Genomic DNA, 25,725 nt, shown 5'->3' with positions numbered 1-25,725 from the left:
GTTCAGTTTTGAGAGAGTGAATCTCTCGCTTTGTACCTTGAAAACTAAATAAGAGTAAGACATTCAACGACATCAAATTTAAGTTCTTAATCTTAATATAATAGTTAAGTGAATAAGGGCGCACGGTGGATGCCTTGGCACTAGGAGCCGATGAAGGACGGGACTAACACCGATATGCCTCGGGGAGTCGTAAGTAGACTTCGATCCGAGGATTTCCGAATGGGGGAACCCACTGTTCGTAATGGAGCAGTATTTGTATCTGAATACATAGGATACAAGAGGCAGACCCGGGGAACTGAAACATCTCAGTACCCGGAGGAAGAGAAAGCAAACGCGATTTCCCAAGTAGCGGCGAGCGAAACGGAATCAGCCCAAACCAGAAAGCTTGCTTTCTGGGGTTGTAGGACACTCCTTTGGAGTTACCAAGAAATTCTTTAGATGAATCGATCTGGAACGATCAGCCATAGCGGGTAAGAGCCCTGTAATCGAAAAGGAATTTCCTCCGGAGTGGATCCTGAGTACGGCGGAACACGAGGAATTCCGTCGGAATCTGGGAGGACCATCTCCCAAGGCTAAATACTCCCTAGTGACCGATAGTGAACCAGTACCGTGAGGGAAAGGTGAAAAGCACCCCGGAAGGGGAGTGAAAGAGAACCTGAAACCGTGCGCTTACAAGTAGTCGAAGCCCGTTAATGGGTGACGGCGTACCTTTTGTAGAATGGACCGGCGAGTTACGATCGTATGCAAGGTTAAGTGGAAGACACGGAGCCGAAGCGAAAGCGAGTCTGAACAGGGCGAATATAGTATGCGGTCGTAGACCCGAAACCGTGTGATCTACCCATGTCCAGGGTGAAGGTCAGGTAACACTGACAGGAGGCCCGAACCCACGTATGTTGAAAAATGCGGGGATGAGGTGTGGGTAGGGGTGAAATGCCAATCGAACACGGAGATAGCTGGTTCTCTCCGAAATAGCTTTAGGGCTAGCCTCAAGCAAAGAGTACTGGAGGTAGAGCACTGATTGAACTAGGGGCCCTCATCGGGTTACCGAATTCAGTCAAACTCCGAATGCCAGCTACTTAGACTTGGGAGTCAGACTATGGGTGATAAGGTTCATAGTCGAAAGGGAAACAGCCCAGACCGCCAGCTAAGGTCCCAAAGTATACGTTAAGTGGAAAAGGATGTGGAGTTGCCCAGACAACCAGGATGTTGGCTTAGAAGCAGCCATCATTTAAAGAGTGCGTAATAGCTCACTGGTCGAGTGACTCTGCGCCGAAAATATACCGGGGCTAAACGTATCACCGAAGCTGCGGATTGTTCTTTGAACAATGGTAGGAGAGCGTTCTAAGCGCTGTGAAGTCAGACCGTGAGGACTGGTGGAGCGCTTAGAAGTGAGAATGCCGGTATGAGTAGCGAAAAAAGAGTGAGAATCTCTTTCACCGAATGCCTAAGGTTTCCTGAGGAAGGCTCGTCCTCTCAGGGTTAGTCGGGACCTAAGCCGAGGCCGAAAGGCGTAGGCGATGGACAACAGGTAGATATTCCTGTACCACCTCATGACCGCTATTAGCGATGGGGGGACGCAGAAGGATATGGAAAGCGCACCGATGGATGTGTGCGCCCAAGCAGTTAGAAAGTTGGATAGGCAAATCCGTCCAACAATTTCAAGCTGTGATGGGGAGGGAACTAGAGTACCGAAGTTCCAGATTCCACACTGCCAAGAAAATCCTCTAGCAAGGTCACAGGTGCCCGTACCGCAAACCGACACAGGTAGGCGAGGAGAGAATCCTAAGGTGATCGGGAGAACTCTCGTTAAGGAACTCGGCAAAATGACCCCGTAACTTCGGGAGAAGGGGTGCTTCATTTACATGGAGCCGCAGTGAATAGGCCCAAGCGACTGTTTAGCAAAAACACAGGTCTCTGCGAAGCCGAAAGGCGAAGTATAGGGGCTGACACCTGCCCGGTGCTGGAAGGTTAAGGGGAAGCGTTAGCGCCATTGGCGCGAAGCGTAGAACCGAAGCCCCAGTAAACGGCGGCCGTAACTATAACGGTCCTAAGGTAGCGAAATTCCTTGTCGGGTAAGTTCCGACCCGCACGAAAGGTGCAACGACTTGGGCACTGTCTCAACGAGAGACCCGGTGAAATTATACTATGCGTGAAGATGCGCATTACCCGCGACAGGACGGAAAGACCCCGTGGAGCTTTACTGTAGCCTGATATTGAATGTTGGTACAGCTTGTACAGGATAGGTGGGAGCCTTGGAAACCGGAGCGCTAGCTTCGGTGGAGGCACCCGTGGGATACCACCCTGGCTGTACGGACATTCTAACCCAGGACCGTGATCCGGTTCGGAGACAGTGTCAGGCGGGCAGTTTGACTGGGGCGGTCGCCTCCTAAAAGGTAACGGAGGCGCCCAAAGGTTCCCTCAGAATGGTTGGAAATCATTCGCAGAGTGTAAAGGCAGAAGGGAGCTTGACTGCGAGACCTACAAGTCGAGCAGGGACGAAAGTCGGGCTTAGTGATCCGGTGGTTCCGCATGGAAGGGCCATCGCTCAACGGATAAAAGCTACCCCGGGGATAACAGGCTTATCTCCCCCAAGAGTTCACATCGACGGGGAGGTTTGGCACCTCGATGTCGGCTCATCGCATCCTGGGGCTGTAGTCGGTCCCAAGGGTTGGGCTGTTCGCCCATTAAAGCGGTACGCGAGCTGGGTTCAGAACGTCGTGAGACAGTTCGGTCCCTATCCGTCGTGGGCGTTGGAAGTCTGAGAGGAGCTGTCCTTAGTACGAGAGGACCGGGATGGACACACCGCTGGTGTACCAGTTGTTCCGCCAGGAGCATAGCTGGGTAGCTACGTGTGGCAAGGATAAGTGCTGAAAGCATCTAAGCATGAAGCCCCCCTCAAGATGAGACTTCCCATCACTTCGAGTGAGTAAGATCCCTCAGAGACGATGAGGTTGATAGGTCCGAGGTGGAAGCGTGGTAACACGTGGAGCTGACGGATACTAATAGATCGAGGACTTAACTATATTTCTTTTTGATTCGTTGCTTGAAGAACTCTTATTTAGTTTTTAGGGTACAAAATATAAAAAACACTTGCATTTTTCGACAAAAATGCATATAATATATCTTGTCCTTAATTTTAAACAAGAATGACTTACAAGATGTAGGTCTGGTAGCAATAGCGGAGAGGTCACACCTGTTCCCATGCCGAACACAGTAGTTAAGCTCTCCAGCGCCGATGGTAGTTGGGGCTTTGCCCCTGCAAGAGTAGGACGCCGCCAGGCAAATAAAACTAAGATACGTAATTTGTATCTTAGTTTTTTTCTATCTTCAAAAAAGATTGTTGTTTTTGAAGAAGTATCATGTATAGCCCCGTTATAGGGGTATGCGCTGGTACCTGAACGTAAGCCCATTCTTAGTTGGCCTCTCCTCTAAGGGATAAAAGGCATCGGTGAGACTCGCAGTGTTGTAGCGAGGATACAGAAAAAGAAAGGTTATTGAAATCAGCATTAACTTAACACTATATAAAGTGAAAAGCAATAAAACATCTGTATAATAGTATTTTTTTGCTTCGATTTTTCATTTCAAACACTTTTTCAATGGCATCACGGTAACACAAGGAGGCTTTCCATTCCCAGCGTTAGATCCGCGAAGGTGTATGCGGCCTGCAAGGTAGATATCAATAATTTATGTGAAAACACCCTTAAAAATGAACGCAATCTTTAATTTGTCAGCATTATTATAATGTTAGAGTTATCAGAACAGGTTAATCAAAGACAGCAGCTTTATCAGGATCTCTTAAAAAATCAAACAGCAAATTAATTTGTGACTCTGTATCTCTGCTGGTAGATAAGCCTGGCAAATCTTGTTCTGGAAAAAAGCTAATACCCTTTGTTTCCACTCCGGTAGTTGCATTTCCACCGATAATCTCACACTGAATAAATATTTTATAATAATGATAGGCCTGTGGTGGACGCGGATGTTTGTTCATATCTAAAACAGTAAGTAATTTTCTTGCTTTCACATCATAGCCTGATTCCTCTTTTATTTCTTTTACAGCATTTTCGGAGGCCGAGAAACCTATATCGCAAAATCCCCCGGGTAAAGACCATCTATCATCAATTTTTTCTTTAACCATTAAAATTTTATTATCTTTAAATACGACACCACGAACGTCTACTTTTGGCGTTTGGTACCCTGTTTCATTAGCAAATAGATTCGTCACTTTTTCCAATTCTAAATCAGTATATTTTGCTATAATTTCGATACTTATTTGGCGTAATGCTTCATATCGTTCTATATCGAATTTATTGTTTGAAAAGGCTAATCCAGATTGGGATAAAGATTGGATCTGTTTTGCCCAATCTAGCCATTTATGACTCATATACAACCTTTCTTTTCCTATTTATTCAATCCTATTCAAATTCATATCTTAGACCTGGATTTCATATCGAATGCTGGTTTTCTATCATACATACCTTTTCTACAATTCAGTTTAAATACCCTTTATCCAATCAAATATTTTCTTTAAAACAAGCATATATATGGAATTAATGTACATGATTAAGTAATGATGTTTGACTGTTTATTTTGATTATTTTACTGTAAAATTAAGGCAATATATTAAGCAGGGGGAATGGCAATGAATTTTGATCAATTATTTGGAGATCATTTTCTGCTTATTATGGTACGTGTGTTCATCGCGTTATTATTATCAGGGTTAATTGGCTTTGAACGAGAAATGAAGAATCACTCTGCAGGTTTCCGTACGCATATACTAGTAGGTATTGGGTCTTGTCTGATGATGTTGCTATCTTTATACGGCTTTGAGGCTTACATTGATGCCTATGATAATGTGCGTTTTGATCCGGCGCGTATTCCTTCATATGTCATTAGTGGTATTGGTTTTCTTGGTGCTGGAACGATTATTGTTTATGGCGGTACAATCCGCGGGTTAACTACTGCGGCCTCAATTTGGGCTGTTGCCGGGTTAGGATTGGTTGTTGGGATAGGAATGTACGCTACAGCTGTATTTACAACACTTGTAATCCTATTGAGTTTAATCTTTCTTAATAACTTCGAGAGACTATTTACGAGAGGACGCTCGTCGATGTTGATTGAAATTGTCGCATTGCCGGATTTGCAAATCAGTAGCATTGTGTCTGTTATGGAATCATATCATGTAACAATTAAAAGAGTAGAAATTGTCAAGGTTGAAAATGACTTGAGGAGCATTTTTATTAGGGTTCATCAAGACTCTGATCTGGATAGAATGTCTTTGTTTGAGGGGATTTCCAAATTAAAATTTGTAAAAAATATTGCAGAGAGAAATTAAAGGGGGTTAAAAATGTCGTTCTTAATTAATGAATCGTATTTTCTCTTTATAATGGGTTTTGATTCCTCCAACATTGTCTAAAATAAAAAGGAACAATGTATTTGCATCTCTTGTAATTTGTCGTATAATATAAACATAGTCAAAGATAGTCAAAGTCAAAATGGTTACGATGTTAACAACGAAGAGTTAGCTCATTGGAACAAGAGGAGGAGGGTCATGAGTAACATCTCAGACGTAATTGAGGAGTATTTAAAACAAATACTGAAGCAGGCAGCTCAAGATGCTATTGAAATTAAACGTAGTGAAATTGCGGATCAATTTCAATGTGTTCCATCACAAATAAATTATGTGATTAATACAAGGTTCACGGTGGAAAAAGGGTATATAGTGGAAAGTAAACGTGGTGGTGGCGGATATATTCGGATCATTCGAGTTAAGCACCAAGAGAAATCAGAATTACTTGATGAGATTATCGCTATGATTAATCCCACTGTGACACAACAGGCAGCTCTTGACGTTTTAGAACGGCTATTAGAGGAAAAGTTAATTACAGAGCGTGAGGCTAAAATTATGGTTAGTGCTATTGGACGAAACACATTAGCATTTCAATTGCCGCTTCGTGATGAAGTACGTGCACGTGTGTTAACAGCGATGTTGACGACGTTAAAATACTTGAATAAATAACAATAGGCAAGGTAAGGGAGGAGGAAACAAATATGGAATGCCAAGAATGTCACAAACGACCTGCCACGGTTCATTTTACTCAGCTAATCAATGGCAATAAAATAGAAGTCCATGTATGTGAAATCTGCGCCAAGAAGAAAGGGTATATGACTGACCCTGAAGAAGGCTATTCCCTTCATGATTTACTGACAGGTTTATTTAATTTTGAATCATCACCAATGGGGAATCATAGTAATTCATCTGCGTTTACACCATCAAAAGAATTACAATGCCCACAGTGTGAAATGACGTTTTCTGAATTCAAACGCATTGGGAAATTTGGCTGTTCATCATGTTATCATACATTCGCTGACCGCCTGGATCCGATTTTGCGCCGGGTTCATAGTGGAAACACAAAACACTCAGGGAAAATCCCTAAACGTCAGGGCGGTGATTTGCATGCCAAAAAACAACTGGATGATTATAAAGCGGAACTCAAAAATTTGATTGACCGAGAAGCTTTTGAAGAGGCGGCAACCGTTCGCGATAAAATTAAAGAATTAGAAAAAGAAATGCGGGGTGATAATTCATGACATTACAGAACTTCATGGATGAGGCTATTAGTCCCTGGATGCGCAAAGAGGGGCCAGACAGCGATATTGTCTTGAGCAGTAGAATTCGATTGGCACGTAACTTTGATAAGGTTTCTTTCCCGCTTATCGCTGAAAAGGATGAGCTTGAAGAGGTCCGCAACTTTTTTGAAACAGAATATGCACATAAATCATTTCAAGACTATCAAGATTTTGAATTCATATCGATACCAGATTTAACGTCAACAGAAAAACGGGTTCTAGTAGAGAAACATCTAATTAGTCCACATCTAGCGAAAGATAAACAAGTTGCGGCTGTACTTATTTCAAAAAACGAACAAGTTTCTGTCATGATTAACGAAGAAGATCATATTCGGATGCAGCTCTACTTTCCAGGACTTCAGCTAGACAAAGCATTGGAGAAAGCCTTTGAATTTGATGATTGGTTGGAAGAGAAAATTAATTATGCATTTGATGAAACAAGAGGCTATTTAACAAGCTGTCCGACAAATGTGGGGACAGGAATGCGTGCCTCGGTTATGATGCACCTTCCTTCACTAGCATTGACACGGCAAATTAATCGAATGATCCCAGCCATTAATCAACTAGGTCTTGTCGTTCGAGGAATTTATGGAGAGGGTAGTGAAGCGCTAGGAAACATTTTTCAAATTTCCAATCAGATTACTCTTGGAAAGTCAGAAGAAGATATTGTTGAAGATTTACAAAGTGTTGTAAAGCAATTGATTGAACATGAACGACGAGCAAGAACACGATTAATGGAACAGTCAAGTACCCGCTTGGAAGATCGGATTTATCGTTCATACGGTGTTTTGAAATATAGCCATATTATCGAATCAAAAGAAGCGGCAATATGTTTGTCAAACGTTCGTCTTGGTATTGATTTGGGTTTGATTGAGAATGTCTCAAGAAATATACTTAATGAATTAATGATTCTTACACAGCCAGGATTCCTACAACAATACGCAAAGAAAAATTTGACTGCTAATGAACGGGATGTACTACGGGCATCGCTAATTCGTGAACGGTTAAAATTAGAAAAATAGGAGGAGATAGCTATATGATGTTTGGACGTTTTACGGAGAGAGCACAAAAGGTCTTAGCTTTATCACAAGAAGAAGCGATCAGGCTTGGCCATAACAATATCGGAACAGAGCACATTTTATTAGGACTTGTCCGTGAAGGGGATGGAATTGCTGCCAAAGCATTACAGTCGTTAGGCTTGGAAGTGGAAAAAATTCAGCAAGAAGTGGAGCAGCTTATTGGTGTTGGTAAACAGACGATGCAAACAATTCATTACACACCGAGAGCCAAAAAGGTAGTCGAGTTATCACAAGATGAGGCCAGGAAGCTAGGGCATTCTTATGTAGGAACAGAACATATATTGTTAGGGCTAATTCGTGAAGGTGAAGGTGTTGCTGCTCGTGTTTTAAATAACCTTGGTGTTAGTCTAAATAAAGCACGACAGCAAGTACTGCAATTATTAGGTAGTAACGAATCGCAAGCAGGTCGTCAAGGTAGAGGCCAATCAACCAATGCTAATACACCGACACTTGATTCGCTGGCAAGGGATTTAACTGTCACAGCAAAAGAAGGGAATATTGACCCTGTCATTGGCCGAAGCAAAGAAATTGAGCGCGTTATTCAAGTGCTGAGTCGCCGTACTAAAAACAATCCTGTATTAATAGGTGAACCAGGAGTTGGTAAAACAGCTGTAGCAGAAGGACTGGCACAGCAAATCATTAACAATGAGGTTCCAGAAACATTGCGTGATAAACGGGTTATGACGCTTGATATGGGTACAGTTGTTGCAGGAACGAAATACCGTGGTGAATTTGAAGACCGCCTTAAAAAGGTAATGGAAGAGATTCGTCAAGCAGGCAATATCATTCTATTTATCGATGAATTGCATACATTAATTGGCGCTGGTGGTGCGGAAGGTGCGATTGATGCATCTAATATTTTAAAACCATCTCTTTCACGCGGTGAGCTCCAATGTATTGGTGCAACAACATTAGATGAATATCGGAAATACATTGAAAAAGATGCAGCATTAGAACGCAGATTCCAGCCAATCCAAGTTGATGAACCAACTTTAGAGGAAACGATTCAAATTTTAAAGGGACTTCGCGATCGTTATGAAGCACACCATCGTGTAACGATTACAGATGAAGCGATCGATGCTGCTGCTAATTTATCTGATCGTTATATAACAGATCGGTTCTTACCTGACAAAGCAATTGATTTAATTGATGAAGCAGGTTCTAAAGTCCGTTTGCGTTCGTATACGATTCCACCAAATTTAAAAGAGTTGGAACAAAAGCTAGAAGAGGTGCGTAAAGAAAAGGATGCAGCGGTACAAAGCCAAGAATTTGAGAAGGCGGCATCTTTACGTGACTCTGAACAACGCTTGCGAGAAGAATTGGAAACCACAAAGAATCAATGGAAGGAAAAGCAAGGTCAAGAAAGTTCTGAGGTGATTGTTGAGGATATTGCCTCCGTGGTTTCTACATGGACGGGTGTTCCTGTCGCTAAACTAACAAAAGATGAAAGTGATCGATTATTAAACATGGAAGACACTTTACATGATCGTGTTATTGGTCAGGAAGAAGCGGTAAAAGCAGTTTCAAAGGCAATTCGTAGAGCACGAGCAGGGTTAAAAGACCCTAAACGACCAATTGGTTCCTTCATTTTCCTTGGACCTACAGGGGTGGGGAAAACAGAATTGGCACGCGCTTTAGCAGAGGCAATGTTCGCTGATGAAGATGCGATGATCCGAATTGACATGTCTGAGTATATGGAAAAACACGCCACATCCCGGCTTGTAGGTTCACCTCCAGGTTATGTTGGCTATGAAGAGGGTGGACAATTAACCGAAAAGGTGCGTAGAAAACCGTATTCCGTTGTATTGCTTGATGAAATTGAAAAGGCACATCCAGAAGTGTTTAATATTTTATTACAAGTATTAGAGGATGGTCGATTAACAGATTCCAAAGGTAGAGTAGTTGATTTCCGAAATACCGTTTTAATTATGACCTCTAACGTAGGAGCAAGTGAGCTGAAGCGGAATAAATATGTTGGATTTAATCTTGGTGAAGAAGGCCAAGAATATAGCGATATGAAATCAAAAGTAATGGAAGAACTAAAAAAGGCATTTCGTCCAGAATTTCTTAACCGTATCGATGAAACAATTGTATTCCATTCATTAGAGAAAAAGCATATGAAAAACATTGTAACGTTGATGGTACAACAATTACAACGACGATTGAAACAGCAGGATATTGACTTTTCTGTGACAGATAAAGCTCTAGAGAAAATTGCCAACGACGGTTTTGATCCGGAATATGGGGCGCGGCCATTGCGTCGATCGATCCAGAAAAACGTTGAAGATCTACTTTCCGAAGAATTACTGAAAGAAACAATCGCCAAAGGGCAAAAGGTAAAAATTGGGCTAAATAATAAAGGTGAATTTACTGTTTTAGCCTAGGCAAAAACACTTGAGCTTGTGTGAATATGTCAAAGCCAGTAGGACGTTCCTACTGGCTTTTTCAAAAAGGTTGTTTTCAAAAAGATTGTTGGTTTTGACATATAATCTATAAAATGCGACACAGGATTGAGATGATGGACTGCCGTTCCGGAAAAACACTTCGCTTTCCGCGGGCTCGCGATAAGCCTCCTCGTGAGAAAACCGTTCACTGCGGGGTCTCATCGTCTTCGCTTTCCCGCGGGAGTCTTCGTGTTTTTCCTACACTGGGGATGTGTTTAATCATCATATTACTATTTTGATGCTTGATTACAAGGATATTTTAAAGTATATATTTCCTCACAAGCAGCCCGTATACACGTAGACTCCTGGGGGAGGAGAGGCATCGGTGAGACCCCGCAGTGCGGAAAGGGAGTAAAGGCTAAGATCGCCACGTCCTGTGGCAACGCCTTCATGACCAACGTCGTGTTGGCCTGAGGAGGCTCTCCAGCCGCCCCCGGAAAGCGAAGTGTATACAGGCTGCGGGGCACATAAGCGACATTCTATGTGAAATCACCATAGCGCTTATATCGTATTTTATATCAACTCCGAAATTAAAAAGCAACAAACATTACGAAAAGAGTCTTCTAAAAAGAACGATTGTGTGAATTGGTGCGTAATAGAGAGCAGGCATGGACGATAGGAATAAGAATTTTAACGTTTAAGCGTAAGTACCACTTTCGATTTGTGGCATAGTTATGGAATATAATTTATAAAAATGATAGATTGTTGTAACTTTCACGTTATGTAAATCGTATATAATAGAGATAGATTGAAAGGGATGGATGGAGTGGCAAAGCGGAAGACAAAATTTGTATGTCAGGATTGTGGTTATGAATCTGCAAAATGGATGGGAAAATGTCCTGGTTGCAATAATTGGAATACATTAGTAGAGGAAATTGAAGCATCTACCATTAAGAATCGGAGCGGACTACCAGGAGAGGGGAAACATACTAGTAAACCCGAAAAAATCACAGCGATTCAATCTCAAAAAGAGCCACGTATTACAACGACGATGAAGGAATTTAATCGGGTACTTGGTGGTGGAATTGTACCAGGTTCACTTGTATTAATTGGTGGCGATCCGGGGATTGGGAAATCGACATTACTATTGCAAATATCATCTCAATTAGCAGACAAGCAATTGCCTGTACTCTATATTTCGGGAGAGGAATCCGCTAGGCAAACAAAGCTACGAGCTGATCGTCTTGGTGTAACTGCTGATTCATTATTTGTTTTGCCCGAAACGAACTTATATGATATTGCGAATCACATTGAGCACGTAAAGCCGTCTTTTGTCGTGATTGATTCTATTCAAACGATTTTTCGTGAAGAAGTCACTAGTGCTCCTGGTAGTGTGTCACAGGTTCGGGAATGTACAAGCGAGTTAATGAGAATAGCTAAAACAAACGGAATACCGATTTTCATTGTTGGGCATGTAACGAAAGAAGGGGCTATTGCCGGACCAAGGATGCTGGAACACATGGTTGATGCTGTCCTCTATTTTGAAGGGGAAAGACATCATACCTATCGTATTTTGCGCAGTGTGAAAAATCGATTTGGTAGCACAAATGAAATGGGGATTTTCGAAATGAAAGAAGCGGGTCTGCGAGAGGTATTAAATCCGTCTGAAATATTTCTTGAAGAACGCTCGCACGGCGCTGCTGGGTCAACTGTTGTTGCGTCAATGGAAGGGACAAGGCCAGTGTTAGTAGAAATTCAGGCGCTAATTTCTCCTTCGAGCTATGGCAATCCACGCAGAATGGCAACAGGTGTTGATGCGAATCGTGTTCCATTATTGATGGCTGTATTAGAAAAACGGGTTGGATTAATGTTACAGAACCAAGATGCATATATTAAAGTTGCGGGTGGTGTTAAGTTAGACGAACCTGCTATAGATTTAGCCATTGCAGTGTCGATTGCTTCAAGTTTTAGGGATCAGCCAACAAAGCCAGATGATATATTTGTCGGCGAGGTTGGTTTGACAGGTGAAGTAAGGCGTGTTTCTCGAATCGAACAACGTGTTCAGGAGGCAGCAAAACTTGGATTTAGCCGTGTGATTTGTCCGGAAAAGAATTTAGATGGGTGGACAATACCGAAATCGATTCAGGTTATCGGTGTCAATACAGTTCAGGAAGCATTGGAAATTGGTGTTGCTAGGTAAAATTTCTGCAAAAATACAACAGACCAAAAGACAATTTTGATTGACATTATTATTTCTGTGTGATAAAATTTTATGTTTAACTATTTGACTGTTTTTAACAGTTGTGCTATTGTTTATATTATGTAATAGCTATAATTCCATTTTTTAGACTAATTTTTGTAAAAACAGGTAATACTGAGGTTAGGAGGTGACGGTGGTGCTGAAAAAAATTGTGCATTTATTTTTTATTGTTACAGGTGGTACCATTGGGTATTTATATATACCAGATTTAGTTGAACTGTTGGATTTCACGAAAGCGAATTGGGTTGCATCCCCATATCTAGGCATGATTGTTGGTGCGTTGATCTTATTTCTTTTCTCTTATTTGGTCGCGGGTTATATTGTTGATTTCTTGCGTTGGGTGGAAGAGGCACTCATTAAGATTCCTGTAGGAGATTTGTTATTTGGTAGTTTCGGTTTAATAGGTGGATTGGTAATAGCCTTTTTAATCAATATTCCGTTAACAGACATTAATATTGATTTAGTTTCACAACTTTTGCCACTCTTTATCACGGTTTTGTTGGGTTATTTTGGTTTTCAAATTGGTTTTAGACGTCGTGATGAGTTGATGAACTTATTTAATTTTAATCGAAAAGATCGAGATAAGAAGCGACAGACTGGAAATGATGGAGCAGAGCAAAATCAGCCAAAACCAAAAATATTGGACACAAGTGTTATTATTGATGGTCGGATTGCTGATATTTGCCAAACGAGCTTTTTGGAAGGGACAATTGTTATACCGCAATTCGTACTTGGAGAATTACAGCATATTGCAGATTCATCTGATGCTCTGAAACGTAACAGAGGACGTCGTGGATTAGATGTTTTAAATCGCATCCAAAAGGAATTACCGGTGAACGTGGAGATATATGAAGGTGATTTTGAAGAAATACAGGAAGTGGACAGCAAACTGATTAAATTGGCAAAGGTTATAAACGGGATTGTTGTTACCAATGATTTTAATTTAAATAAAGTTTGTGATCTTCAAAGTGTGCACGTGTTAAATATTAATGATTTGGCAAATGCGGTAAAACCTGTAGTATTGCCTGGTGAGGAATTAATGGTACAAGTGATTAAAGATGGTAAAGAACAAAATCAAGGTATCGCATATTTAGATGACGGGACAATGATTGTAGTGGAAGATGGTCGAGATTATATCGGCAAAACAATTGAAGTATTGATCACAAGTGTTTTACAAACTTCTGCAGGCCGAATGATCTTTGCAAAACCAAAATTACTTGAAAAAGCATTGTAAAAGAGGTATAACTTAAAAGGAATAGAAAAGTGATAACAGTGAATGTTATCGCTTTTTGTTGTAAAGAAAAAGTGCGATAATTAATATATACGAATTGTATCTGAGGAAGGGGTAACACAAATGACTAACCAAGTTCGTGTTCGTTATGCGCCGAGTCCGACTGGCCATTTACATATTGGGAACGCTAGGACTGCTTTGTTTAACTATTTATATGCAAAACATTTTGATGGGAAATTCATTGTACGTACAGAAGATACGGATGAAAAACGAAATGTAGCTGGAGGAGAGGAAAGCCAATTTCGCTATTTGAAATGGCTTGGAATCGAATGGGATGAAGGTGCGGATATTGGCGGTGACTATGGTCCCTATCGACAAATGGAACGACTGAATATTTATCAAAAGCATATTGATGATTTGCTAGAAAGAGGAATAGCCTACAAATGTTATATGACAGAAGAAGAACTTGATGCTGAACGTGAAGAGCAGAAAGCGAAGGGTCAGGCTCCAAAGTATTCCGGTGCACATCGTGATCTAACGGCTGAGCAAATTGCGGCATTTGAACAGGAAGGACGGAAGCCAAGTATTCGTTTTCGTGTTCCTGAAAATAAAACATACACATTCCCAGACATTGTAAGAGGGAACATTACCTTTGAATCAAGCGACTTTGGTGATTGGGTGATTGTGAAAAAGAATGGTATCCCAACGTATAACTTTGCTGTAGCAATTGATGATCATTTGATGGATATTACCCATATTTTACGTGGCGAGGAACATATTTCGAATACACCAAAACAAATGATGATTTACGACGCATTTGGTTGGGAACCACCTAAGTTCGGGCATATGACATTGATCTTAAACGAAGATCGGAAAAAGTTAAGCAAACGTGATGAACATATCCTACAATTTATTGAGCAATATCGCAATTTGGGTTATTTGCCTGAAGCATTATTTAACTTTATTACATTGCTTGGCTGGTCTCCGGTTGGCGAGGAAGAAATCTTCACACAGGATAAGTTGATTGAGATATTTGATCCAGAGCGACTATCAACATCTGCTGCAATTTTTGATCCGCAGAAGTTAAAGTGGATGAACAACGAATACATTAAATCATTGGATCTGGAAACGGTTATTGGCTTAACACTTCCACATTTGATTGAGGCGGGAAAACTATCGAAAGAAATGGATCAGGAAACACGTACATGGGCGGAAAATGTAATTGCCCTTTATAAGGAACAGCTCCGCTATGGTGCAGAGATTGTTGAGTTAACTGATTTATTTTTCAAAACACACATTGAATATGACGAGGCATCTATGGAAATATTGCGTGAAGAACAAGTGCCAGAAGTGCTACAAGTATTTACGGATAAATTAATTCAGTTAGATGACTTTAACAAGGATGCTATTAAAGCGGAGATTAAAGCAACACAGAAGGAAACAAAACAACGAGGTAAGAAGTTATTTATGCCAATTCGTGTAGCTACTACTGGCCAAATGCATGGTCCAGAACTGCCAATGGCGATTGAGCTATTAGGAAAAGATGTCGTGTTAGCGCGTTTGGATAAAATTCTTACACAACTTGGAGCCTAATCTGTTCACAGCTGATACAAAATATAATATAGTAATAATACAATATTGAACGTTGATAAGGAGAAGTAAAAAGTGCGTTACTTACACAGAGAGAATCACCACCGGCTGCGAGTGATTTTAAGAGCCACTTTTGAAATGCACCTTAGAGTCCGTTATGGAAGCGATGTATATAACGGCGGTATTCTTACCGTTATTAAGAATTAAGTTGGAAGAACGTATATCTTCAAACAGAGTGGGACCGCGCCTGAAGCGTCTCTGTGTATCATACACAGAGACGCTTTTTTTATGATTTATGACAAGGGAGGTTAGCTAAATGGGGATTTTTAAGCGGATGAAGGAAGACATGGATGTTGTTTTTGAGCAGGATCCGGCAGCAAGGACTTATTTTGAAGTTTTCTTAACATACTCTGGTTTGCATGCGATATGGTCGCACCGTATCGCGCATGCATTTTATAAACGTAACCTGTTTTTTATTGCGCGGGTCATTTCGCAAATAGGCCGGTTCTTCACGGGGATTGAAATCCACCCTGGAGCGAAGATTGGGCATCGTTTTTTTATAGATCATGGCATGGGTGTTGTTATTGGTGAAACGTGTGAAATTGGGGATAATGTGACCGTATTCCAAGGGGTGACCTTAGGTGGAACGGGTAAGGAAAAAGGGAAGCGACACCCGACAGTAAAGGATAATGCATTAATATCAACAGGGGCAAAAGTTTTAGGATCTATTACAATTGGTGAAAGTTCAAAAGTCGGTGGTGGGTCCGTTGTGTTACACGATGTCCCGGATCACTCGACGGTTGTAGGAATTCCGGGGCGGGTCGTTGTTCAAAATGGTGAAAAGGTTCGCCGGGATTTAGACCATCATAAAATACCTGATCCTGTAGCAAAACAATGTGAGCATTTGCAAGCGGAAATAGATGGATTAAGGAAAGAAATAGCTGAATTGAAGGAAGGGAAGCAAAATGTCGATAACTCTTTATAATACGCTGACACGAAAAAAGGAAACCTTTGTACCACTCCAAGAAGGTAAAGTGAGTATGTATGTTTGTGGGCCGACTGTTTACAACTACATTCATATTGGTAATGCTAGGCCTGCGATTGTTTTTGATACAGTAAGAAGGTATTTGGAATATCGAGGGTATGAAGTTGATTATGTTTTGAACTTTACTGATGTGGACGACAAAATTATTAAAACGGCAAAAGAAGTCGGTGAGGACGTTCCTGAGCTAGCTGATCGTTTTATTGATGCCTATTTAGAGGATGTTGGAGCCCTGGGGGTCAAAAAGGCGACACTCAACCCAAGAGTAACTGAGACGATGGATGATATCATTAACTTTATTGGAGCACTGATTGATAAAGGATATGCCTATGCAGTTGATGGGGATGTTTATTTTAAACCGAGAGCCTTTGATGGGTATGGCAAACTTTCACACCAATCGATCGATGAATTGAGATCTGGTGCTCGGATACAAATAGGAGAGAAAAAGACGGATCCGCTTGATTTCGCTTTATGGAAAAAGGCAAAACCAGATGAAATCGCCTGGGAGGCCCCGTGGGGTAAAGGTCGGCCGGGCTGGCATATCGAATGTTCAGCGATGGTAAAGAAATACCTTGGGGATACGATCGATATTCATGCAGGGGGGCAGGATCTTACTTTCCCACATCATGAAAATGAAATTGCCCAATCGGAAGCGATGACAGGCAAATCATTTGCACGGTATTGGATGCACAATGGATATATTAATATTGACAATGAAAAAATGTCGAAATCACTTGGGAATTTTGTTCTTACACGTGAATTAATTGAACAGCACGATCCACAGGTAATTCGGTTCTTTATGTTGAGTGTTCATTACCGCAACCCGATTAATTTCAGTGAAGAATTGCTGAAGGGTGCTGAAAATAGTTTGGATCGTATTAGAACGGCTTACCATAATCTCGAATACCGAAAACAAGCAAGTTTGAACTTAGAAAAGGATAATGAGCAGTGGTTAGAAAAAATAAATGAGTTAAAAGAGCGCTTTGAAACGGAAATGGATGATGACTTTAATACAGCTAATGCGATTTCCGTGTTATTTGATTTAACGAAGGAAGCGAATATTTACGTAGAGTTAGATCAGACATCAACAACTGTTATCGATGCATTTCAGACAACGATTGCAAAATTCCTTCGTGTCCTTGGTGTCGAAATAAACCAAACAGAGGAATTGTTGGATGATGAAATTGAGGCGTTAATTCAAGAACGGGTGGAAGCAAGAAAAAATCGTGACTTTAAGCGTGCAGATGAGATACGGGATGATTTGAAGGAAAAACAAATTATTTTAGAAGATACACCACAAGGGACACGGTGGAAAAGAGGCTGAATATGGAACTTGATGTAAAGCAACTAAAAAGTTTAGCCCTTGCGTATATGGGTGACGCTGTTTATGAGGTACATGTCAGGAAACATCTGATTCATTCAGGCCAAGTAAAGCCAAACCAATTACACCATAAAGCTGTCACCTTCGTATCCGCAAAATCACAGGCAGCCGTTATTTTACATTGGTTAAACAATGGATTTTTAACGGAAAGCGAAGAGCGTGTTGTTGCAAGAGGGAGAAATGCGAAATCAGGGTCAATTCCCAAAAATACTAGTGTTCAAACGTATCGATATAGTACTGCGTTTGAAGCATTAGTTGGCTACCATTACTTACTTGAAAACAATGAACGTTTAACGGAATTATTAACGCAAGCTATTATGTTTGTGGAGGAAAGGAGTATATAAGATGGATCAGGAAATGATTATTGGAAAAAACCCTGTTATAGAAGCATTGAAATCGGGTCGATCTGTTAATAAAGTTTTGCTTTCTGAACACTTAAATACCAGTTCACTAGGCAAATTACAACATCTAGCTAAACAAGCCGATACAATTGTACAAAAGGTACCTAAGAGTAAACTGGACAAGTTAGCGAATGGAAACCACCAAGGCGTTGTAGCGTATGTTGCCTCTTACCAATATGCTACAATTGATGATTTATTTGCGAATGCTGATGCGAAAAGGGAGACTCCTTTTTTTATCATCTTGGACGAGCTTGAAGATCCACATAATTTAGGTTCCATTTTGCGGACGGCAGACGCGACCGGTGCTCATGGGGTTATTATCCCAAAACGTCGTTCAGTTGGTTTGACTGCAACGGTTGCTAAGACGGCTGCCGGTGCTTTGGAGCATATTCCTGTTGCGCGTGTGACGAATATTGCATCAACAATGGATGAATTGAAGTCGAAAAATATTTGGATTGTCGGAACAGAAGCGGAAGGAACGGAAGATTACCGCTCACTTGATGGTACGATGCCAATTGCACTTGTAATCGGTAATGAAGGAAAAGGGATGAGCCGTCTAGTAAAAGATAAATGCGACTGGACAGTTAATTTACCGATGAAAGGTCAGGTATCCTCTTTAAATGCCTCTGTTGCATGCGGTCTTCTTCTGTATGAAGTATTTCGAAAAAGATACCCGCTTGGGGAGTAACCTATGAATGTTATCGTTGTTGACGGTTATAACATTATCGGAGCCTGGGATGAGTTACAACGGTTAAAGGATGTAGATATGGCACAGGCGAGGGATCGCTTAATAGAACAAATGGCTGAATACAAATCCCATACAGGTGACCGCGTAATTGTTGTGTTTGATGCTTATTTTGTTAAAGGTATTACAAATAAACTTAAAGAATATCAAGTTGAAATTATTTATACAAAGGAAAAAGAAACGGCTGATGAATGTATTGAAAAGCTGGTAAAGAAATTAAAGAACGTAGAAAACCAAGTTTATGTTGCCACGTCCGATTACGCTGAGCAACGTACCATTTTCGGCCGTGGTGCATTACGCAAATCCGCCAGAGAATTATATATCGAATTAAAAAACAGCGAAGCAGAAATAGAGGAACGGATCGATCAGTATACAAAAGTGAAACCACAAATAAAAATTCCTTTGCAAAAGAGTGTGCTTGAAACATTTGAAAAATGGCGTCGTGGGAAAAAGTAATTGAATCCGTTCACTTCACCTGTTTCTACCGATAAGAGAGTATAACATTGTGTCGTTAAAAATATCATTTATAGCAACAGCCATGTCCAGCTTCAACGCCCAGCGACTAGCGCGACTTCCTTCGCCTCGTAAGTCGCTAAATGGGCGCAGCGCTTTTCCTTAACTGTTGAAGTTTGCAAGCGGTTACGATATACTTATGCTATATTGACTGTTGTTAGTCGGGGGGTCATACTTGGTGAGTGTCAAGCTGAAAGAGACAGATAATAAAAGCCTGCATATGCTTGATGATGATGAGGTCATCCAATTGATCCAGGATGGCAATAGCCGTGCGCTTGATTTCTTAATTAACAAATATAGAAGCTTTGTGCGCGCTAAAGCACGTACCTATTTTCTAGTTGGTGCAGATAAAGAGGATATAGTGCAAGAGGGTATGATTGGCCTTTATAAAGCGATTCGGGATTTTGATGAGGACAAGCTATCGTCATTCAAAGCATTTGCGGAGCTATGTATAACCCGGCAAATCATTACAGCGATTAAGACCGCAACAAGACAAAAACATATTCCGTTAAATTCATATGTTTCTTTGGACAAGCCGATTTACGATGAAGAATCAGACCGAACATTATTGGATGTGATTGCTGGGTCAAAGGCGATTGATCCTCAGGAATTATTAGTGAACAGAGAACGGTATGGAGATATGGAAGATAAATTATCTGAATTGTTAAGCGAGTTGGAAAGAAAGGTATTGAATTTATATTTAGATGGTCGTACATACCAGGAAATTTCTGTAGAATTAAAACGGCATGTCAAGTCAATAGATAATGCATTGCAGCGCGTGAAACGTAAATTAGAACAATTGCTTGAAACAAACGAAATAACGTTATAGTTAACAGCTGACGTTGACATAGCCCTGCAGGAGTGCTACATTATTAATCAGAATAAAAGCGGATCTCAACTACTGCATTCTATAATAGATTTATTTTGAGATAGTAAAAGAACCCTACATTGGGGTGAAGTGATGAATAAAAATATTACATTAGCGTGTGCAATATGTTCAAGTCGAAATTATACAACGAATAAAAATATAACCACGCAACCTGTACGCTTGGAAGTGCGTAAATATTGTAAAACGTGCGGAAAACATACATTGCATCGTGAGACAAAATAATACACATGGTCGGGATTAGTTTGGGGGTACAAACATGAATATTTTTAAGTTCTTTAAAAATGTGTCTCGGGAAATGAAAAAGGTTAGTTGGCCAAAGGGGAAAGAGTTAACTAGTTATACGATAACGGTTATAACAACTGTTGCATTTGTCGCAGTCTTCTTTACATTAGTCGATCTTGGGATTACACAGATATTAGAATTGTTTTAACTGAATAATAATGATATATTTATGCTATAATGAAAAATAAATAATACTTTCAACAAAAACCCGCCTCAACGGGTTTTTTAATATTGTTTTTTTACACTTTAAAAAAGGCTCTTTTCGTAGTAGTGTTACTTTTTAAATCTCGTAGTGGATATAAACTGCGATATGGTGAAAATTCTCTATCGTGACACTTTCTCCCCGCTCTTGAGTGCTTGAATTCCGCTCCGGCAGAATACTTCGCTTTCCGCGGGCACGGCTTCAGCCTCCAAAGCGGTAAACCGCCGCTGCGGGGTCTTCAGACTCGTGCTGTTCCCGCAGGAGTCTACGTATTCTGCCTACGCTGGTAAAAATACTGATTATCGAGTGATTATAGCTTATGAAATCAACGTATTCGAGGAGTTCTTATCACTTGAACAGAAGGCTATTCTAAGCTACGGCAAATTGTGAGATTCCTTGAAAATGCAAACCAATTTTTTCGTGTGATGTTGTGCTGCCGAAGCATTCCCTATTTCATGGAAAAAGATCAACTATCTAAATGTAATGAGTCTTTAAAGCGCAACAACAGTGGAGAAAATACACGGAGACTCCTGGGGGAGGACAGGCCTAGGTGAGACCCCGCAGTGCGCTAGCACGAGGAGGCTCTCCAGCCGCCCCCGGAAAGCGTAGTGTATTTTCGGAACGGCGGAAGAGCAATTCCTTAGTTGCGTCGCATTTTATAAACAACAATCTTTTAGGGTTATCATTCGATACAGTCAAAAACAGGCGAAATGCAAAACGACTTATGTCTAGTTTTAATGCTGGTTGGATTTCCTACATTGTAGGATATAACGAAATATTTAATCAAAAGGGAGGGAAGGACAAGCCGAATTGTCCTGTTTGAATGGAGAAAAATTGGTATGTTATTCATACGTACTCAGGGTATGAAAACAAAGTAAAAACAAATTTAGAAAAACGTGTGGAGTCAATGGGCATGGAGGATAAAATTTTTCGTGTGATTGTTCCAGAAGACGAGGAAACTGAAATTAAAAACGGGAAAAAGAAAGTACTCAAAAAGAAGTTTTTTCCTGGCTATGTATTAGCTGAAATGATTATGACAGACGATTCATGGTATGTTGTGAGAAATACACCTGGTGTAACCGGCTTTGTTGGGTCAAGTGGTCATGGATCGAAGCCGACGCCGTTATTACCAGATGAAGTGGATACGGTGTTAAAACGTATGGGTATGGCGGAACCGGTTGCTCAAGTTGATTTTGAAATCAAAGAAAATGTAACGGTCACGGATGGCCCTTTCGCAAACTTCACTGGAACAATAGAACAGATGGACCTTGATAAGCAAAAAGTGAAAGTGCATGTTAATATGTTTGGTAGAGAAACACCGGTAGAATTGGATTTCTCTCAAATTGAAAAATTGTAAAATCAACTAGCTGAAAAGCATTGTAAAGGAAAAATTAAGACAAAACCTTGCATTATTTGCTTATTCATGCTAAAATTTTTTTGTTAATTATGTCCTCAAGCTTTAGAGGAGAAGGGTTAATAATGAGTGGGAGGGGAAACCCCTATTACCACATCACGGACTTTAAGGAGGTGTGTCTCGTGGCTAAAAAAGTAATCAAGTTAGTAAAATTGCAAATTCCAGCTGGTAAAGCAAACCCAGCGCCACCAGTAGGACCAGCATTAGGTCAAGCAGGTGTTAATATCATGGGATTTTGTAAAGAATTTAATGCACGTACGCAAGACCAAGCTGGTATGATTATTCCGGTTGAAATCACGGTTTTTGAAGACCGTTCATTTACATTTATTACTAAAACTCCACCTGCAGCTGTATTATTGAAAAAAGCGGCTGGCATTGAAACTGCATCAGGTGAGCCAAACCGTAATAAAGTCGCAACGGTAAAACGCGATAAAGTAAAAGAAATTGCAGAAACTAAAATGCCTGATCTTAACGCTGCTGATGTAGAAGCAGCGATGCGCATGGTTGAAGGAACTGCAAGAAGCATGGGTATTACGATTGAGGACTAATGCTCACCATTTTTAACGGTACAGGTTGCGATAATGGGCTTCCATCCTTCGCAACCTTTTTCGTGAATAATTGCAACAAGGGTCGGAGGGAAGTTAGATAATAAAACCGGCTATGCGCCGATTTTTTCCAATCCGACTTCTGACCTCTGGCTTCTGTAAGAAAGACGCAGAGGGCGTTTTTCTTAAAGTGGGAGGTATTACCGCTATAAACCACAACCCGAGGAGGAAGTATAATGGCTAAAAAAGGTAAAAGGTATCAAGAGGCTGCGAAGCTTGTTGATCGTTCAAAAGCATATGAAGTAGAAGAAGCTATTGCGTTGGTTAAAGAAACCGCAAAAGCAAAATTTGATGAAACAGTTGAAGCTGCTTTTCGTTTAGGTGTAGATCCAAAGAAAGCAGATCAGCAAATTCGCGGTGCAATGGTGTTACCGCATGGTACAGGTAAAACACAGCGCGTTCTAGTATTCGCTAAAGGTGATAAAGCGAAGGAAGCGGAAGCAGCTGGAGCGGATTATGTTGGTGACCAAGAATTAATCAATAAAATCAATCAAGGTTGGTTTGAATTTGATGTAATCGTAGCAACCCCAGACATGATGGCTGAGGTTGGTAAACTTGGTCGTGTTTTAGGACCTAAAGGATTAATGCCTAACCCTAAAACCGGAACAGTAACATTTGAAGTAGAAAAAGCTGTTAAAGAAATCAAAGCAGGTAAGGTGGAATATCGTGTAGACAAGTCTTCGAACATCCATGTACCTGTTGGAAAAATCTCTTTCGATAATGAAAAATTAGTCGATAACTTTGTAGCTATTACGGAACAATTAGTAAAAGTAAAACCACAAGCTGCAAAAGGTGTTTACATGCGTAATGCGTCCGTAACGTCAACAATGGGACCAGGAGTCAAAGTGGACATATCTAATTACCGTTAATTTTTTGTTGACTTTTAAACCGCTATTAGGTATACTAAATTTCGTTATGAAAATAAATACGTTGTACCGTAGACAGTAGGTGCGAATCATTCGCTTAATTTCCTGCCGAGGTGTTTAGAAGACAAATAAGATCATCTTTGATTTTCGTTTGTTATAAAAAGCCTCCATGTCTGCATGGAGGCTTTATCTATCTTGACGTCTAGCGGAACTGCTCTTCCCCTTTGAGTTTTGATTGGGTATGCAGTTCGCGTTTTCGAGTCCGGTATAATGAGAAGTACGAATAGGAGGTGGAACAATGTCTGGAATTATTGAGACTAAAAAACAACTAGTAAAAGAAATTGCTGATAAATTTCAAGCTAGCCAATCTACATTATTAGTCGATTATCGTGGCCTTGATGTCGCGGAGGTTACAGAACTACGTAAGCAACTTCGCGAAGCTGGTGTTGACTTCAAAGTTTACAAAAACTCCATGACACGTCGTGCAGCTGATTCAGTAGAATTGGGTGAGTTGTCGGAAGTATTAGTTGGGCCTACAGCAGTCGCGTTCAGTAATGATGATGTAGTAGCGCCAGCGAAAATTTTGAACAACTTTGCTAAAGAACATGATGCATTAGAAATAAAAGGCGGCGTGATCGAAGGCAAGATTGCTACACTTGAACAAATTAAAGAGCTTGGTAATCTGCCAAATTACGATGGTATGGTATCTATGTTGCTTAGCGTGCTTCAAGCACCTGTGCGTAACTTTGCGTACGCTGCAAAAGCTATCGCAGAACAAAAAGAAGAACAAGGCGCATAATTTGTGCCTATCGTTATAAAAAAACACACGAAATTAGGAGGAAATAAATCATGACTAAAGAGCAAATTATTGATGCTATTAAAGAAATGTCAGTTTTAGATTTAAACGATCTAGTTAAAGCGATCGAAGAAGAATTCGGAGTAACTGCTGCAGCTCCAGTTGCAGTAGCAGGCGGAGCAGCAGGTGGAGAAGCTGCTGAAGAACAAACTGAATTTGATGTAGTACTTGAAAGTGCTGGCGCATCAAAAATCAAAGTTGTTAAAGCTGTACGCGAAATCACTGGTCTTGGCTTAAAAGACGCTAAAGACTTAGTAGATAACGCTCCTAAAGCAATTAAAGAAGGCGTTTCTAAAGAGGATGCTGAAGAAGTTAAAGGTAAACTTGAAGAAGCTGGAGCAACAGTCGAAGTTAAGTAATAATAGGAAAGCTCGTCGGATTAACGGCGAGCTTTCAATATATTAGTTTATCTTCTCTGGTTTTAAACACTATAACAAAGTGGGTGCCCAAATGTCTGAGCATTACTTTTCACAAAAACCCCAATCTAAAAGTTCACCCAAGACATGGAAATATCAATTAAAAGGAAAAAACTATATATTCACAAGTGACCATGGTGTGTTTTCAAAGGATGATGTTGATTTTGGCTCCAAGCTACTTATTGAACAATTTGCAGAACCTAATATAGCCGGTGATTTACTTGATCTCGGTTGTGGGTATGGGCCAATTGGAATGACCTTGGCGGATAATTTTCGGGATCGGAATGTTGTGCTAGCGGATGTTAATGAACGTGCGTTAAAGTTAGCTGAAAGAAATGTGGCTCATAACAACGTTCAAAATGTTGAATTTGTGTACAGCGACCGATTTTCGCATTTAGCACATCGGAAATTCGCTGCCATTATCACAAACCCTCCGATAAGAGCAGGCAAACAGGTTGTTCATGCTATGTTTGAAGAGGGTAAGCATGCACTATTGGATCGTGGTGAATTATGGGTTGTTATTCAAAAGAAGCAAGGTGCACCATCAGCCAAGGATAAACTACAAACCCTCTTTGGTGAAGTAGAAATTGCTGCGCGTTCAAAAGGATATTTTATTTTACGCGCTAAGAAAATATAAAAAACATATCAACTTTTGATTTGACCTTGCGATACTCTTATGATATTATAGTAAAATGCTAACATGGGACTTCCTTTGTCAAGGGGAATTTTCGTGAAAAATGAAACGTATATTTCATCAGTAAACGGAGACAATGATAAAATCGTATAAATTCTTGATTATGATAGAATGACGACTAAAATGAGAAATGATGTATAAGGTTTTTTAACTGAAAAGCCTTTTTTCTATTTTTTATCTTTAAATAATTGATTTCCTGCTGATGCAAGGGATACAATACTATTCTAATTTCATATGAAAGAGGAATG

At 40.5% G+C, this 25,725-nt stretch carries 23 protein-coding genes, 2 rRNA genes and 2 other annotated features; of the genes, 24 read left to right on the top strand and 1 reads right to left on the bottom strand.

The genetic code is table 11. The features are described from left to right. Positions 1 to 102 precede the first annotated feature (102 nt). Positions 103 to 3,023: ribosomal RNA gene (locus C8270_RS03900) — 23S ribosomal RNA — on the top strand. Positions 3,024 to 3,165: 142 nt separating this feature from the next. After that, positions 3,166 to 3,281: ribosomal RNA gene (gene rrf / locus C8270_RS03895) — 5S ribosomal RNA — on the top strand. Between the two features lie 482 nt (positions 3,282 to 3,763). Here the strand turns inward: rrf and C8270_RS03890 are convergent. Next, a complete protein-coding gene (locus C8270_RS03890; RefSeq protein ID WP_106495577.1) occupies positions 3,764 to 4,381 on the bottom strand; it encodes an NUDIX hydrolase in 618 nt (205 codons plus the stop codon). Between the two features lie 252 nt (positions 4,382 to 4,633). On the opposite strand from C8270_RS03890, the gene C8270_RS03885 reads away from it, so the two are divergent. The 22 genes from C8270_RS03885 to C8270_RS03775 all read left to right on the top strand — a co-directional run bounded on the left by C8270_RS03885 (position 4,634) and on the right by C8270_RS03775 (position 25,420). Continuing rightward, positions 4,634 to 5,332 carry an MgtC/SapB family protein gene (locus C8270_RS03885; RefSeq protein ID WP_106495576.1) on the top strand — a complete coding sequence of 233 codons (699 nt, stop codon included), beginning with the start codon at positions 4,634 to 4,636 and terminating at the stop codon, positions 5,330 to 5,332. A gap of 216 nt (positions 5,333 to 5,548) precedes the next feature. Next, entirely contained in the window at positions 5,549 to 6,016 is a 468-nt protein-coding gene (locus C8270_RS03880; protein WP_106495575.1) for a CtsR family transcriptional regulator, read from the top strand. 32 nt (positions 6,017 to 6,048) lie between these two features. After that, positions 6,049 to 6,588, top strand: coding sequence for a UvrB/UvrC motif-containing protein (locus C8270_RS03875; protein ID WP_106495574.1), 540 nt, complete (start codon positions 6,049 to 6,051; stop codon positions 6,586 to 6,588). Continuing rightward, positions 6,585 to 7,649, top strand: a complete 1,065-nt coding sequence (locus C8270_RS03870) for a protein arginine kinase (protein ID WP_106495573.1) — start codon at positions 6,585 to 6,587, stop codon at positions 7,647 to 7,649. Before C8270_RS03875 ends, C8270_RS03870 begins: the two co-directional genes overlap by 4 nt. A gap of 14 nt (positions 7,650 to 7,663) precedes the next feature. Continuing rightward, a complete protein-coding gene (gene clpC, locus C8270_RS03865; RefSeq protein ID WP_106495572.1) occupies positions 7,664 to 10,090 on the top strand; it encodes an ATP-dependent protease ATP-binding subunit ClpC in 2,427 nt (808 codons plus the stop codon). Between the two features lie 826 nt (positions 10,091 to 10,916). Beyond that, the gene (radA, locus tag C8270_RS03860; RefSeq protein WP_106495570.1) at positions 10,917 to 12,290 is read left to right on the top strand and encodes a DNA repair protein RadA; all 1,374 of its coding nucleotides are present in this window, start codon (positions 10,917 to 10,919) and stop codon (positions 12,288 to 12,290) included. 196 nt (positions 12,291 to 12,486) lie between these two features. Next, positions 12,487 to 13,584 carry a PIN/TRAM domain-containing protein gene (locus C8270_RS03855; protein ID WP_106495569.1) on the top strand — a complete coding sequence of 366 codons (1,098 nt, stop codon included), beginning with the start codon at positions 12,487 to 12,489 and terminating at the stop codon, positions 13,582 to 13,584. A 120-nt stretch (positions 13,585 to 13,704) separates the two neighbouring features. Beyond that, positions 13,705 to 15,174 carry a glutamate--tRNA ligase gene (gltX, locus tag C8270_RS03850; RefSeq protein WP_106495567.1) on the top strand — a complete coding sequence of 490 codons (1,470 nt, stop codon included), beginning with the start codon at positions 13,705 to 13,707 and terminating at the stop codon, positions 15,172 to 15,174. 43 nt (positions 15,175 to 15,217) lie between these two features. Further along, positions 15,218 to 15,434, top strand: a binding site (T-box leader). A 53-nt stretch (positions 15,435 to 15,487) separates the two neighbouring features. Beyond that, positions 15,488 to 16,156 carry a serine O-acetyltransferase gene (cysE, locus tag C8270_RS03845; protein ID WP_199794636.1) on the top strand — a complete coding sequence of 223 codons (669 nt, stop codon included), beginning with the start codon at positions 15,488 to 15,490 and terminating at the stop codon, positions 16,154 to 16,156. Beyond that, positions 16,137 to 17,537 (top strand): cysteine--tRNA ligase, encoded by a 1,401-nt coding sequence (cysS, locus tag C8270_RS03840; protein ID WP_106495565.1) that lies wholly within the window; start codon positions 16,137 to 16,139, stop codon positions 17,535 to 17,537. Before cysE ends, cysS begins: the two co-directional genes overlap by 20 nt. Before the next feature lie 2 nt (positions 17,538 to 17,539). Continuing rightward, on the top strand, positions 17,540 to 17,938 hold the full coding sequence (locus C8270_RS03835; protein WP_106495563.1) for a Mini-ribonuclease 3: 399 nt from the start codon (positions 17,540 to 17,542) through the stop codon (positions 17,936 to 17,938). Between the two features lies 1 nt (position 17,939). After that, complete coding sequence (gene rlmB, locus C8270_RS03830; RefSeq protein ID WP_106495562.1) at positions 17,940 to 18,683, top strand: 23S rRNA (guanosine(2251)-2'-O)-methyltransferase RlmB; 744 nt, start codon at positions 17,940 to 17,942, stop codon at positions 18,681 to 18,683. A 3-nt stretch (positions 18,684 to 18,686) separates the two neighbouring features. Then, a complete protein-coding gene (locus C8270_RS03825; protein ID WP_106495560.1) occupies positions 18,687 to 19,196 on the top strand; it encodes an NYN domain-containing protein in 510 nt (169 codons plus the stop codon). A 235-nt stretch (positions 19,197 to 19,431) separates the two neighbouring features. After that, on the top strand, positions 19,432 to 20,082 hold the full coding sequence (gene sigH, locus C8270_RS03820) for an RNA polymerase sporulation sigma factor SigH (RefSeq protein WP_442785788.1): 651 nt from the start codon (positions 19,432 to 19,434) through the stop codon (positions 20,080 to 20,082). A 132-nt stretch (positions 20,083 to 20,214) separates the two neighbouring features. After that, positions 20,215 to 20,364, top strand: coding sequence for a 50S ribosomal protein L33 (gene rpmG / locus C8270_RS03815; protein WP_106495556.1), 150 nt, complete (start codon positions 20,215 to 20,217; stop codon positions 20,362 to 20,364). 34 nt (positions 20,365 to 20,398) lie between these two features. After that, a complete protein-coding gene (gene secE, locus C8270_RS03810; RefSeq protein WP_199794635.1) occupies positions 20,399 to 20,572 on the top strand; it encodes a preprotein translocase subunit SecE in 174 nt (57 codons plus the stop codon). Positions 20,573 to 21,449: 877 nt separating this feature from the next. Further along, positions 21,450 to 21,983, top strand: coding sequence for a transcription termination/antitermination protein NusG (gene nusG, locus C8270_RS03800; RefSeq protein WP_106495553.1), 534 nt, complete (start codon positions 21,450 to 21,452; stop codon positions 21,981 to 21,983). 179 nt (positions 21,984 to 22,162) lie between these two features. Then, the gene (gene rplK / locus C8270_RS03795; protein WP_019375547.1) at positions 22,163 to 22,588 is read left to right on the top strand and encodes a 50S ribosomal protein L11; all 426 of its coding nucleotides are present in this window, start codon (positions 22,163 to 22,165) and stop codon (positions 22,586 to 22,588) included. 233 nt (positions 22,589 to 22,821) lie between these two features. Next, on the top strand, positions 22,822 to 23,514 hold the full coding sequence (rplA, locus tag C8270_RS03790) for a 50S ribosomal protein L1 (protein WP_106495551.1): 693 nt from the start codon (positions 22,822 to 22,824) through the stop codon (positions 23,512 to 23,514). 48 nt (positions 23,515 to 23,562) lie between these two features. After that, positions 23,563 to 23,711, top strand: a sequence feature (ribosomal protein L10 leader region). A gap of 98 nt (positions 23,712 to 23,809) precedes the next feature. Beyond that, a complete protein-coding gene (gene rplJ / locus C8270_RS03785) occupies positions 23,810 to 24,310 on the top strand; it encodes a 50S ribosomal protein L10 (RefSeq protein ID WP_106495550.1) in 501 nt (166 codons plus the stop codon). 50 nt (positions 24,311 to 24,360) lie between these two features. Next, the gene (rplL, locus tag C8270_RS03780) at positions 24,361 to 24,726 is read left to right on the top strand and encodes a 50S ribosomal protein L7/L12 (protein ID WP_106495548.1); all 366 of its coding nucleotides are present in this window, start codon (positions 24,361 to 24,363) and stop codon (positions 24,724 to 24,726) included. Between the two features lie 91 nt (positions 24,727 to 24,817). Next, positions 24,818 to 25,420, top strand: a complete 603-nt coding sequence (locus tag C8270_RS03775) for a class I SAM-dependent methyltransferase (RefSeq protein ID WP_106495546.1) — start codon at positions 24,818 to 24,820, stop codon at positions 25,418 to 25,420. The last annotated feature ends 305 nt before the right edge of the window (positions 25,421 to 25,725 follow it).

This window comes from Lentibacillus sp. Marseille-P4043 (genome assembly GCF_900258515.1).
In the GTDB taxonomy this organism is placed as follows: Bacteria; Bacillota; Bacilli; order Bacillales; family Amphibacillaceae; genus Lentibacillus_C.
Note: the sequence above shows the minus strand (reverse complement) of the source record. Positions and strands in the feature narration are given on the sequence as shown.